Origin of the sequence: Pseudomonas sp. NFR09 (assembly GCF_900111535.1) — a bacterium.
Classification (GTDB): domain Bacteria; phylum Pseudomonadota; class Gammaproteobacteria; order Pseudomonadales; family Pseudomonadaceae; genus Aquipseudomonas; species Aquipseudomonas extremorientalis.
Window position 1 is genome coordinate 635,521 of the sequence record NZ_FOIH01000002.1, and the last position, 12,611, is coordinate 648,131.

Annotated in this window: 10 protein-coding genes; 5 read left to right on the plus strand and 5 right to left on the minus strand. The window is 58.2% G+C overall.

Features of this window, described 5'->3' with window-relative positions:
- Positions 1 to 771 carry an electron transfer flavoprotein subunit beta gene (locus BMX59_RS06910; RefSeq protein WP_093120748.1) on the plus strand — a complete coding sequence of 257 codons (771 nt, stop codon included), beginning with the start codon at positions 1 to 3 and terminating at the stop codon, positions 769 to 771.
- Between the two features lie 660 nt (positions 772 to 1,431).
- On the opposite strand, the gene gbcA is transcribed toward BMX59_RS06910, so the two are convergent.
- Entirely contained in the window at positions 1,432 to 2,727 is a 1,296-nt protein-coding gene (gene gbcA / locus BMX59_RS06915) for a glycine-betaine demethylase subunit GbcA (RefSeq protein ID WP_071490295.1), read from the minus strand.
- A 281-nt stretch (positions 2,728 to 3,008) separates the two neighbouring features.
- Here gbcA and gbcB point away from each other — a divergent pair, with 281 nt between their 5' ends.
- Complete coding sequence (gene gbcB / locus BMX59_RS06925) at positions 3,009 to 4,109, plus strand: glycine-betaine demethylase subunit GbcB (RefSeq protein WP_092242153.1); 1,101 nt, start codon at positions 3,009 to 3,011, stop codon at positions 4,107 to 4,109.
- A 57-nt stretch (positions 4,110 to 4,166) separates the two neighbouring features.
- Here gbcB and BMX59_RS06930 read toward each other — a convergent pair whose 3' ends face one another.
- Both BMX59_RS06930 and BMX59_RS06935 read right to left on the minus strand, forming a co-directional pair.
- Positions 4,167 to 4,364 carry a hypothetical protein gene (locus tag BMX59_RS06930; RefSeq protein ID WP_093120751.1) on the minus strand — a complete coding sequence of 66 codons (198 nt, stop codon included), beginning with the start codon at positions 4,362 to 4,364 and terminating at the stop codon, positions 4,167 to 4,169.
- 176 nt (positions 4,365 to 4,540) lie between these two features.
- A complete protein-coding gene (locus BMX59_RS06935) occupies positions 4,541 to 5,581 on the minus strand; it encodes a threonine aldolase family protein (RefSeq protein WP_092242160.1) in 1,041 nt (346 codons plus the stop codon).
- A gap of 90 nt (positions 5,582 to 5,671) precedes the next feature.
- On the opposite strand from BMX59_RS06935, the gene BMX59_RS06940 reads away from it, so the two are divergent.
- Positions 5,672 to 6,400 (plus strand): TraX family protein, encoded by a 729-nt coding sequence (locus BMX59_RS06940; protein WP_093120754.1) that lies wholly within the window; start codon positions 5,672 to 5,674, stop codon positions 6,398 to 6,400.
- Positions 6,401 to 6,420: 20 nt separating this feature from the next.
- Here the strand turns inward: BMX59_RS06940 and BMX59_RS06945 are convergent, their stop codons facing one another.
- Positions 6,421 to 7,449, minus strand: coding sequence for an NAD(P)/FAD-dependent oxidoreductase (locus BMX59_RS06945; protein WP_093120756.1), 1,029 nt, complete (start codon positions 7,447 to 7,449; stop codon positions 6,421 to 6,423).
- A gap of 21 nt (positions 7,450 to 7,470) precedes the next feature.
- Positions 7,471 to 9,669: a hypothetical protein gene (locus BMX59_RS06950; protein ID WP_092242169.1), complete on the minus strand. Its 2,199-nt coding sequence runs from the start codon at positions 9,667 to 9,669 to the stop codon at positions 7,471 to 7,473.
- Positions 9,670 to 10,076: 407 nt separating this feature from the next.
- Between BMX59_RS06950 and glyA the strand changes: the two genes are divergently transcribed.
- Both glyA and BMX59_RS06960 read left to right on the plus strand, forming a co-directional pair.
- Positions 10,077 to 11,330: a serine hydroxymethyltransferase gene (gene glyA, locus BMX59_RS06955; protein WP_071490289.1), complete on the plus strand. Its 1,254-nt coding sequence runs from the start codon at positions 10,077 to 10,079 to the stop codon at positions 11,328 to 11,330.
- Between the two features lie 22 nt (positions 11,331 to 11,352).
- On the plus strand, positions 11,353 to 12,603 hold the full coding sequence (locus tag BMX59_RS06960) for a sarcosine oxidase subunit beta (protein ID WP_093120760.1): 1,251 nt from the start codon (positions 11,353 to 11,355) through the stop codon (positions 12,601 to 12,603).
- Positions 12,604 to 12,611: the final 8 nt, after the last annotated feature.

Here is a 12,611-nt window from a genome sequence, read left to right on the forward strand (position 1 = left end):
ATGACGACGAATGTAATCAGCCTGGTGTCCATCGGCGCCCACCCGACTTCCGGGCGCCCGCGCCGTGCCGAGCAGGATGCGCGAGCCGTGGAGCTGGGCCTGCAAATGGCTGGGGATAAGTTGCAGGTGCTGCACGCCGGCAACATCGCCGAACCGACCCTGCGCAGCTACCTGGGCATGGGCCTGCCGCAATTGCATGTGCTGGAGCAACCGGCGGGTAGCGATGCGTTGCCGGTGCTCAGCGAGTACCTGCGCGATGCGGGTGCCCAAGTGGTGCTCGCCGGCAGCCAGGCCGAAACCGGTGAAGGCTCGGGCATGCTGCCGTTCCTGCTGGCCGAGCAACTGGGTTGGCCGCTGATCGTGGGGCTGGCGCAGGTGGAGTCCATCGACGGCGGTGTGGCCCATGTGCTGCAAGCCTTGCCCCGTGGTCAGCGGCGGCGCTTGAAGGTGCGCCTGCCGTTCCTGGCGACGGTGGATAACGCTGCGCCCAAGCCACGGCAAAGCGCCTACGGCCCGGCGCAACGCGGTGAGTTGGCGGCCCATGAAGTCCAGATTGAAGAGGATGAGCTGTTCCATGCGGCGGTGTTGCAGCCGGCCAAGCCACGGCCCAAGCGTCTCAAGGTGATCAAGGCCAAGAGCGGCGCTGACCGGATGAAAGCCGCCACGGCCAAGGCCAGTGGTGGCGGTGGGCAAGTGCTCAAGGGTGTGAGCCCGGAAGAGGGCGCCCAGGCGATCCTCAAGCTATTGGTTGAGGAAGGTGTGGTTCGCTGAACATGAACAGGGACTGTGGTTTACCCACAATCCCTGTTGACCTGTCTGTGGATAACCTGTTCGCGGTTGTCCACACCCCTTATGAATCAAGCGCTAGAGTCCCATGTACGAAAAATAACCAAGCTAACTGAAGGTTTTTGATGGGGTTTTTCGCGCCGTCGGTGTATTTCGCTGAACCGACTTGCCCCCATAGTCTGTTGGTGCTTCTGTGGATAACGTGTTCGCTCTCGGCTGAGGGCCTTATTAATAAAGGCCTGCATGGAGTTGATCAAAATCTGATCGATGTAAGCGGTTTCTCAGCTGAGACGCCTGAAAGCCTAGATTCATGAAGCTTTGAGGTGGTTTTCCACAGCGTGATCGGAGTTGCCCCCAAAGTCTGTTGGTGCATCTGTGGATAAGGTGTTCGTGTACTGCTACAAGCCACGTAAATCATGGCTTTCAGTAGGTTGTTCAAAAAACGAACAAAGCCGGGCCAGACTCACTGGTTTGAATAAGTCACGGATTTTATTCACTTGATTTCAGGCTGGTGCGGCGCTTGTCCACAATTGCTGTGGGTGGCTCTGTGGATAAGTTGTTGGGCAAAGTCTGGAGGGCAGGGGAAACAAGGGGAAGCAGGGGGTTGAATGTTTTTTGCACAATTCAGCCCCCCGGACCAACGTGTCATTCGTGAGCGGCAACACCCTTGAGGTAGGGCGCCGGAGCGGCCCCAAGGTTGTGCAGCATGCGCTCGCTGTACCAGTCCACGAAGTTCACCACGCCGAACTCATAGGTCTTGGAGTACGGGCCAGGCTGGTAAGCGGTGGAGTTGATCCCGCGCTGGTTCTCTTCGGCCAGGCGACGATCCTGGTCGTTGGTGGCGTCCCACACTTCGCGCATGCGTGCCACATCGTAGTCAACACCTTCCACGGCGTCCTTGTGCACCAGCCACTTGGTGGTGACCATGGTTTCCTGGGCGCTGATCGGCCACACAGTGAACACGATGATGTGGTCGCCCATGCAGTGGTTCCAGGAGTGGGGCAGGTGCAGGATGCGCATCGAGCCCAGGTCCGGGTTCTTGATGCGGCCCATGAGTTTAGCGCAGCCCTGCTTGCCGTCCATGGTCATCGACACGGTGCCTTTGAGCAGCGGCATGCGCACGATACGGTTACGCAGGCCGAAGCTGGCGTGGGCGTAAGGGATCTTCTCGGCATCCCAGGCGGCGGCGGAGGCGGCTACATGGTCCTTGAACGCCTGGTCGGCGCGCGGATCGGTGACGTCGTCCCATTCCAGCAGGGTTTTCAGCAGTTCCGGGTGCGACGCGTTGCAGTGGTAGCACTCGCGGTTGTTTTCCAGCACCAGCTTCCAGTTGGCTTTTTCCATCAAGGTGGTTTGCACCGCCACCTTGGTGTTCTCCATGTCGTAGGGTTCCATGTAGTGGTTCAGCGTCGACAGGAAGTCGTCGATGGCTGGCGGGTTCTCGGCCAGGCTGATGAAGATGTAGCCGCCGGCGGTCTTCACGTTCACTGGCTTGAGGCCGTACTGCTTCATGTCAAAGTCGGCGCCCATCTCGGTGCCGGCGAACAGCAGGCGGCCGTCCAGCTCGTAGGTCCACTGGTGGTAGTGGCACACGAGTTTGGCGACCTTGCCCTTGTCGCTGGTGCACAAGCGCGAGCCGCGGTGGCGGCACACGTTGTGGAACGCGTGCACCACGCCTTCGGCGCCACGGATCACGATGATCGGGTTCTTGCCCACTTGCAGGGTCAGGTAGTTGCCCTTGGTGGGGATCTCGCAGGTCATGCCGGCGATCAACCACTCTTTCTGGAAGATCTCCTGCATGTCGATATCAAACAGCCGCTCATCAGAGTAGAACGGCTGTGGCAGCGAGAAAGTGCGCTCGCGCTCTTGCAGCATCTGCGCGGTGGCCTTGCGTGCGGGTTCCAGCGGATCGCCCAAGCTTAAGGTTGCGGTGACGTCCATCGTGTGTGTCCTCATGGCCATTCTGTGTGGCCGGCGAATAGTGGCTACGGTTGTACTACGCAAGGCATAAAGAAAGCGTCGTTGTTGGGAGCGAGTGTGGGGCCGCGCAACGTCAGAACCTTATCCATGGGCGACATGGCCCAATCTGTTCCCGACGCGCAACCCTAGGTCGTTGGGGGCTGGTCGCGATAAGTATGTGAATGTCGCAGATAGGTAAATGGGCGGTTCCGGCGTTACGCAGAATCGCCACCATAAGGCCGACGTCGGCGGTGGAGAACAACATGTCCAATAATTTCCTGAATCCGGTAACCACCCAGACCTGGGCCAATGGTCGGCACATTGTCCGGTGCGTCAAAGTCATCCAGGAAACCTGGGACGTACGCACCTTCTGCTTCATGGCTGATCAGCCGATCCTGTTCTTCTTCAAGCCAGGGCAATTCGTCACCCTGGAGCTGGAGATCGAAGGCCAGCCGATCATGCGTTCCTACACCATTTCCAGCTCGCCGTCGGTGCCGTACAGCTTCTCGGTGACCATCAAGCGCGTGCCGGGCGGCAAGGTTTCCAACTGGCTGCACGACACGTTGCACGAGGGCCAGGAACTGGCGGTGCACGGGCCGGTAGGCCTGTTCAATGCCATCGACTATCCGAGCCCGAAGGTGCTGTACCTCAGCGGCGGCGTCGGCATCACGCCGGTGATGTCCATGGCCCGTTGGTTCTACGACACCAACGCCAACGTCGACATGACGTTTATCCACAGCGCCCGCTCGCCGAAAGACATCATCTACCACCGCGAGCTGGAGCACATGGCGTCGCGGATCGACAACTTCAGCCTGCACCTGATTTGCGAGAAGCATGGGCTGGGCGAGCCATGGGCCGGTTATCGCGGTTACCTGAACCACAAGATGCTCGAACTGATGGTGCCGGACTTCCTCGAGCGCGAAGTGTTCTGTTGCGGGCCTACACCGTATATGAATGCGGTGAAGCGCCTGCTGGAAGTGGCGGGTTTCGACATGACGCGGTATCACGAGGAGTCCTTTGGCGCCACGCCGCCGGAGGCCCGTGCGGATGCGGTAGAACAAGCCGAACAGGCCGCCGACGCGCCGGAAATCGACTTGGCGGATCTGCATCAGGTGGAGTTCATTGCGTCGGGCAAAAGTATTCGCGTGGCCCCTGGCGAAACTGTCCACGCCGCTGCTGCGAAGCTTGGATTGCTGATCCCGAAAGCCTGCGGCATGGGCATCTGTGGTACGTGCAAGGTGATGAAGCTGGGTGGCGAGGTCGAGATGGACCACAACGGCGGGATTACCGAGGAAGATGAAGCCGAGGGTTACATCCTGTCGTGCTGCAGCGTGCCGAAGGGTGATGTGCGTATCGAGTTCTGACTAACGAAGCCGCTCTAAATGTGGGAGGGGTGTAGAACCCCCTCCCACAGTCAGTGCTTAACGCACAAACAGGTTGATGAGATACGCGCCCGATGCTGTCATTTCGAACTCTTTACCCGTGACGGTAAAGTGCCTTGAAGGCTCGATGATAGCGTCACCAACGTCCGCCAGTTTCCTCAGGTCGTCCAGGCCGACGAGGGTGGCGTTGGTGTCGGATTGAAGCTGAGAAGCAGTCGTGTAGCATTGAATTTCCATGATGTTGCCCTCTGTGGGATATCCATTTCCAGCCGACTATTCGGCAGGCAGTCAGCCCCGAAACAACGCGTCCATTGGTTCGGGGTGACGAGATCTTATCCAGGGCAGGGGCTAGATAGATACTGTCAGAAATACGTACAAACAGTCTCTGAAAACGGGCTGGAAGGCCCGTAGTCTCAGGCCCCCATCACTTTCCGAATATCCGCCGCCAATTCTCTTACACGCTCTTCCTCGGTATCCCACGCACACATAAAACGCGCGCCGCCTTTGCCGATGAAGGTATAGAAACGCCAGCCCTTGGCCGTCAGCGCTGCGATGGCCGGCTCCGAGAGTTGCAGGAACACGCCGTTGGCCTGCACCGGGAACATCAACTCCACACCGGGAATATCCGCCACCAGGCTGCTCAGCAGCTGCGCGCAGTGGTTGGCATGGCGTGCGTGTTTGAGCCAGGCGTCGTTTTCCAACAGACCTACCCACGGGGCCGAAAGAAAGCGCATTTTCGACGCCAGCTGCCCGGCCTGTTTGCAGCGGTAGTCGAAGTCTTCGGCCAGCTTGTGGTTGAAGAACAGGATAGCTTCGCCCACGGCCATGCCGTTCTTGGTGCCGCCAAAGCACAGCACGTCCACACCGGCTTTCCAGGTCAGGTCGGCGGGCGAGCAGCCGAGGAACGCGCAGGCGTTGGAGAAGCGTGCGCCGTCCATGTGCAGGTTCAGGCCCAGCTCTTTGCAGGTGGCGCTGATGGCGCGGATTTCTTCCGGGGTGTACACGCTGCCGACTTCCGTGGCTTGGGTCAGGGTGACCACGCGTGGCTTGGGGTAGTGGATGTCCTGGCGCTTGAGGGCGATCTCGCGGATCGACTCCGGGGTCAACTTGCCGTTTTCGGTGCGGGCGGTGAGCAGCTTGGAGCCGTTGGAGAAAAACTCCGGCGCGCCGCATTCGTCGGTTTCGACGTGGGCGGTTTCCGAGCAAATCACGCTATGGTAGCTCTGGCACAGCGAAGACAGCGCAAGCGAGTTGGCGGCAGTACCGTTGAAGGCGAAGAACACTTCGCAGTCGGTTTCGAACAAGTTGCGGAAACCGTCGGCGGCGCGGTGGGTCCATTCATCATCGCCATAGGCGCGTTGATGACCCTGGTTGGCTTGTTCCATGGCGGCCCAGGCTTCCGGGCAGATGCCGGAATAGTTGTCACTGGCGAATTGTTGGCTCTTGTCGGTCATGGCCCATTCCTGTGGTCGATGTTGGTGCGCACTGTAACCAAGATTGTCGCGGGTGCGCACGCACTGTAAATGCAAAGTCACTGGGGAATTATGCACGGTACTGGAACGATGCCTGTCGGACGTGTCCGCGATGGCGCTCTGGATCTGCTCAAGTGGCTGGCGCTGTTGAGTATGGTGCTGGACCACCTGCGCTATGTCGGTTTAAGCCTGGATGGCCTGTATGTGCCGGGGCGCCTGGCGTTTCCATGGTTTTGCCTGGCAATTGCGGCCAACCTGCATCGGGTCGCAGGCACGCCGGTGACGCGCCAGTGGCGTTACCTGGGATGGCTACTGCTGTTCAGTGTGATCAGCGAAGTGCCGTACCGGATGTTTATCGACGATGCCGATACATTGAATGTGTTGCCAACCCTGGCGCTGGGTTTGCTGGTTGCCAGAGGATGGCAGCAGAAGACGTTTTTTGATCGAGGATTGGCGTTGATCGCCATCACGATTGCGACCGTTTTTTCCGCGCACTTGATGTTCGGCTTTTTCGGCGTATTACTGCCGTTGGCGATGTTGCTGGTCTTCAGTCGCCCCTGGTATTTCAGCGTCTTGCCGGGCGCGATCTGCGTAGCAGCCAATCAATGGCAGGCCCTGCTCAACAGCGGTACGTTTTTGGCGCTGTCGGGACTGACGGTGTGCATGATCGCGCCACTGCTCGGCTTGGTCCTGCTGCGACATGCCAAAAACGCCGCGCCACCCGCCATGCGGCGCTGGGCGTATAGCCTTTACCCTGCGCATTTTATAGTGTTGCTTGCCGTTCGACAGCTGATTGCTTGACCGCGCAAGGGCCGTATTGGCTATGGCTTTTCAAGCCACGGAGGAGGGAACGGATGGGCACGATACAGTTCACGCATTCTTTTTACATCGCTCTCGAACCAGTCCCGTATCCATCGTTGGTACTGCAGGGAAATAACCTGTTGATTCGTTGGGTTGGCACATCCTTCGACGACAGCCTGGGCGGCCATCATTCCTGACATTAGTGCTTTAAGAACCCCATGAGAGGCGCCCGGATCTATCACCGCGCTGGCGTCTCCCACGATGAAGTAGCCACTGCCTGCCGATTGATCGCAGATTCTCCAAGTAACATCGGCACCCTGCATTTTCCCCACGCGGGTCAGGTGTTCGAAGGAGGATGGAACAGCAGATGCCTTGCAGATCTGATCGTGCTCAAAATAGAGGCGTGTCCAGTGATACAGCTTTCGTCCTACGTGTGCGGTCCAATACCACCCCAGCCGATCGGCGAAAATACCCAGTGCACTTTCGTCGATGGTTCCGCTCGTATAGCCATACAGGGCCGTAAGTGGCGGTGAGTAGCAACGTGATCCCAGCCCGAGCTGACGTGTGAGCCAGCCATGAGCGCCGCTGGCATCCACAAGCTGGCGGCAAGACAGAGTCCCGGTAAGGGTTTGTACGCCCATGACGCGACCGTTTTCCAGGAGTACCTTTTTTGCATGGCAAGGCTGCAGGGCATGGACCCCCAGCGCGATTGCCTTCGCCAATAAAAAGCCATCCAATATGGACCTGGGTATTTGAAACCCTGACCAAGCGCCATCGGCATCATTTCCGAAGGGAGTAAAGTTTCGTTCCTTATCCCAGGTTACCCAGTTTCCAAAAGGCCTGATGAATTTGCCCGCCTGCACTTGGTTCATCACGCCTAGCTGCTTAAGAAGAGGCTCAATGCCAGGATGCAGTGTTTCGCCAGGACGTTCGCGAGGAAATGAAAGGCGCTCAACAATGGCCACCCTCAGGCCATGTTGAGCGCAAGCAATAGCCGCCGCGCATCCTGCCGGGCCGGCGCCTATTATGACGACATCGTAGTCATTCATCGTGTCGGACTTTAGCTGTGGTTAAACGGGTTGCCATGGACGCGTGCCTGATTGGTGAAAGATCACATGTGGCCAGACGAGATAATTTGAAGTTTCTATGACTTTGATTAGGGTTTTATTGAAATGTGGAGAGGCGCTTGGTTCATAGCGATAGAGTTCGAATCGATATGCTGTGGTATCAAGGGTGACGTTTGAATTTAGAGGGGAATCGAGCTCTCTTAAATCGTCGGAAGTTATAGTTTTGAACGAGCGTATAAACCATTTTTCATGCAGGGAGCCGAGTGCAAGTTTGACGCGTCGGAATGCATCAATACGTCTTTGGTATTCCAATGTATCAATCTTGCCGGTCAGGGCGAGTGAGAACTTACCTTCCAGAGCGCTTTCCGTATAATCACCATAGCGATAACTGTGATAAGCAATTTGTGTCACGTTGTTGGTAATAATACTGTGTGGTGCGGGGATGCCGTCCCAAGAAAAACCGGAAGTTATGCCAATTTCCTGATCGAGCATCGGTTTAATCGTCGGGCCCGCTCCGGCGTCGGGTTCAAAGGATTGAGCGGCGTCAGGAGCGACTGCCGGCCAAAATGAACTGAGCGCGGCACACAGTTTTGCGTCCTCTGGAAAAGGGCTGCCTAGCCTGTAGGCTGCGAGGTGCGGCACGGCCCCCGAGCTACTCTCGTATTCGACAGCACCAACATCCCAGCCAGGAGCAAAGACTCCCGCTGCGGCATCTGGAAGGCATGAGGCACGTTTTGCCGACGCTGTATCAGGTTTTGCCGCAGTCGACTGCCCAACAGTTGACCCATGGTGACCCACAATCGCAGTTACGCTGACATCAGTGCTGGAAAAGAGGGTGGGAAAAGACTGGATATTGGCCGCATAGCGAGAATCGGACAGGCATTCAGGGGGCGTCTGAAACACGGTTTTTTGAATGTCCGGACTCAGGGTCTCCAGCCACTCGCTCAGATGCCGCTGATTACACAGAGGGTAGAAGTCGGGAGCGCACAGCAAAGAGTAGGCGGGTATGCGAGTTGGAAAAGCGGTGTCCAGCGCTGGGCACTGAGCTTGAATCCAGCCGTCTGCGGTAAAGTCCAGGTAATGCAGGGCTCGGAAGTCGCCTTTTTCCAGCTCACTGAGGATGCCTGGCTGTTGGTTGAAGTTAACAAGGTTGCCGGCGTCGTCAACTTTATGGCGAATGTGCACATATTCCGGAGCGTTTTCGGGCCCGATCAAGGTGGATGCTAACAGCCTTGGCGATTTTGGTACGTTGAAGGTCAACGGTTTACCTTTGTATTGCGCCGCCTCAACCAGAAATCTGCGTGGCGAGGCTGCCATGAGCCCCGCGCCGAATTCCTGTTCGCAAAGCCAGTTGCCGAGCCCTTCGGTTATGACAAAAGGTGGTTGACTGATGTCTGGTTCTTCCCAGCCCGACCCGGCGCCCAACATTAAGTGTAGGCGGCGTATTTTCTCGTTTTTGTGCATCGCTGTCAGTTGGACGTCAAGGCTCAGACCTGCAATGCACTCGGTGCCGTTGAACAGTTTGTGCAGGGGTACCCAAAAATCGTGGGTTTCGTCCTCTTCGCGCACGCGCATAGGGCCGAAAGTTGTGGCGTCTCCCTTGCGTTGGATGGCGATGTAGGCGGCGTATCGAGCAGGCAAGACACGAATGGCGTGGTTGTCATCTGCAACAAAAGGTAGGAACCCCCTACTTTGCGCATCGTACAAAGGTTCAGCGGTGCCAACGCGTGATATGCCGGTTCGTGAAAAACACATATCGGCCTGTTCTTTGTGAACTGTATCAGGTGCCGGTCGGTACTCATTAGCAAAGACGACCACAGCCATGGGCGCACCATTGGCGCGTTCTTTTAATTGCTGGAGGCTGGGTGGTTGGCTGCCGTAAACATAGTTCATGACCGTTTCCAACTCGGCAGCCGTAGGGTAAATCTGAAGTGGATTACCTTTCGCATCCACTGTTACGTTAGCGTTGGCCAGTGCGTGAAACAGCAAACTGAGTGCTGGGTTGCCGGGTTCAATGCCGCGTACTCCGCTTAACGCGAAGTCTTCAAAGCCGGCGAGTGTTCGATCCACCTTTAAGATGTTACGAAGTTCGTCTTGCAAGGACGGTGCAAGGATGTTAAGGCCGTGATGAAGCAGTAAGTTATGCCAGCCACCAGGGGCCAATCGGGTGCAAATATCTTTGACTTGATCAATTAAAGCCATGTTTGTTCTCCTGCGGTTTAAAAGTCAGTTTCAAGATAGCGTTGCCGGATTGTTGCGCGAGTCGAGGTATTGCTCGGCGAGCAATTAAGTTCTCATGTAGGGTGAAATGCAAAAGATGTTTTGTAAGTGGTTATTTGGTTGGGTATTTTCAAAGTTTATTTTAATGTTTGCCTGTTAGTGGTTTTTGTAAGAAGCCTCTTTCAGTAGGTTTTTTGTATATAAAAACTTTCTGCCGGGCAGGTGCCTGCCTCTTCGTGTACGTTGAAAACGAGGTCGACCAGCAACCCATGTCGTAAACGCACCTTTGCATGGCGTGCGCAGGCATTTGACCTGTCTGCGCCAGCCCTACCATCGCATCAAAGGGCCCTGCACGGGCCTCAACAATACGAAAGGCTGGGAGAGACGCGATGTTCAGCAAACAAGACCAGATCCAGGGATATGACGACGCACTGCTGGCGGCCATGAATGCCGAGGAGCAGCGCCAGGAAGATCATATCGAGTTGATCGCGTCAGAGAACTACACCAGCAAACGCGTGATGCAAGCCCAAGGCAGCGGCCTCACCAACAAATACGCCGAAGGCTACCCAGGCAAGCGCTACTACGGTGGCTGCGAGCATGTGGACAAAGTTGAAGCCCTGGCCATCGAGCGCGCCAAGCAGCTGTTCGGCGCCGATTACGCCAACGTGCAGCCACACTCCGGTTCGTCCGCCAACAGCGCCGTGTACCTGGCCCTGCTGAACGCCGGCGACACCATCCTGGGCATGAGCCTGGCCCACGGCGGTCACCTGACCCACGGCGCCAAGGTGTCGTCCTCGGGCAAGCTGTACAACGCGGTGCAATACGGGATCAACACCGACACCGGCCTGATCGATTACGACGAAGTCGAGCGCCTGGCGGTGGAGCACAAGCCGAAAATGGTCGTGGCCGGTTTCTCCGCCTACTCCAAGACCCTGGATTTCCCACGCTTCCGTCAGATCGCGGACAAAGTGGGGGCGCTGCTGTTCGTCGACATGGCCCACGTCGCCGGCCTGGTTGCCGCCGGCCTGTACCCGAACCCGCTGCCCTACGCCGACGTGGTCACCACCACCACCCACAAGACCCTGCGCGGTCCTCGTGGCGGCCTGATCCTGGCCAGGTCCAATGAAGAGATCGAAAAGAAACTCAACGCCGCCGTATTCCCCGGCGCCCAGGGCGGCCCGCTGATGCACGTCATCGCCGGCAAGGCCGTGTGCTTCAAGGAGGCGCTGGAGCCAGGCTTCAAGGCTTACCAGCAGCAAGTGATCGACAACGCTCAGGCCATGGCCAGCGTGTTTATCAAACGCGGCTACGATGTAGTGTCCGGCGGCACCGATAACCACCTGTTCCTGGTCAGCCTGATCCGTCAGGGCCTCACCGGCAAAGAGGCGGACGCCGCCCTCGGTCGCGCCCACATCACCGTCAACAAGAACGCCGTGCCGAATGACCCGCAGTCGCCGTTCGTGACCTCGGGCCTGCGCATCGGCACCCCGGCGGTGACCACGCGTGGTTTCAAAGTGCCGCAGTGCATCGAACTGGCCGGCTGGATCTGCGACATCCTCGACAACCTCGGCGACGCCGACGTCGAGGCCAACGTGGCCAAGCACGTGTCTGCCCTGTGCGCTGATTTCCCGGTTTATCGCTGAGCGCGGTTTTGGAGTAATGACTATGCAACGCTACTCGGGCTTCGGCCTCTTCAAGCACTCCCTCAGCCACCACGAAAACTGGCAGAAGATGTGGCGCACGCCGACCCCCAAGAAAGTCTACGACGTGGTCATCGTCGGCGGCGGCGGGCATGGTCTGGCAACCGCCTACTACCTGGCCAAAGAACACGGCATCACCAACGTGGCCGTGGTCGAGAAAGGCTGGTTGGGCGGCGGTAACACCGCGCGCAACACCACCATCGTGCGTTCCAACTACCTGTGGGACGAGTCGGCGCACCTGTACGAACACGCGATGAAGCTGTGGGAAGGCCTGTCCCAGGACCTCAATTACAACGTGATGTTCTCCCAGCGTGGCGTGTACAACCTGTGCCACACCTTGCAGGACATCCGTGATTCCGAGCGCCGTGTGAGCGCCAACCGCCTCAATGGGGTGGACGGCGAATTGCTCAATGCCAAGCAAGTGGCCGACGAGATCCCATACCTCGACTGCTCGAAAAACACCCGCTACCCGGTGCTCGGCGCCACCGTGCAACGGCGCGGCGGCGTGGCCCGTCACGATGCCGTGGCCTGGGGCTTTGCCCGTGCCGCCGACGCATTGGGTGTGGACCTGATCCAGCAGACCGAAGTGATCGGCTTTCGCAAGGAAAACGGCGTGTGCATCGGCGTGGAAACCAACAAGGGCTTCATCGGCGCCAAGCGCGTCGGTGTAGTCACTGCCGGTAATTCCGGGCACATGGCTTCGCTCGCCGGGTTCCGCCTGCCGATCGAATCCCACCCGCTGCAAGCGCTGGTGTCGGAGCCGATCAAGCCGATTATCGACAGCGTGATCATGTCCAACGCCGTACACGGCTACATCAGCCAGTCCGACAAGGGCGACCTGGTGATCGGCGCCGGTATCGACGGCTACAACGGCTACGGCCAGCGCGGCTCGTACCCGGTGATCGAACACACCATCCAGGCCATCGTCGAGATGTTCCCGGTGCTGTCCCGCGTGCGCATGAACCGTCAGTGGGGCGGTATCGTCGACACCACGCCGGATGCGTGCCCGATCATCTCCAAGACTCCGGTGCCGAACATGTTCTTCAACTGCGGTTGGGGCACCGGTGGCTTCAAGGCCACGCCGGGCTCAGGCAACGTGTTTGCCGCCAGCCTGGCCAAGGGTGAAATGCACCCATTGGCGGCACCTTTTGCCATCGACCGTTTCCACAACGGTGCGTTGATCGACGAACACGGCGCTGCGGCCGTCGCCCACTAACAGGAGAA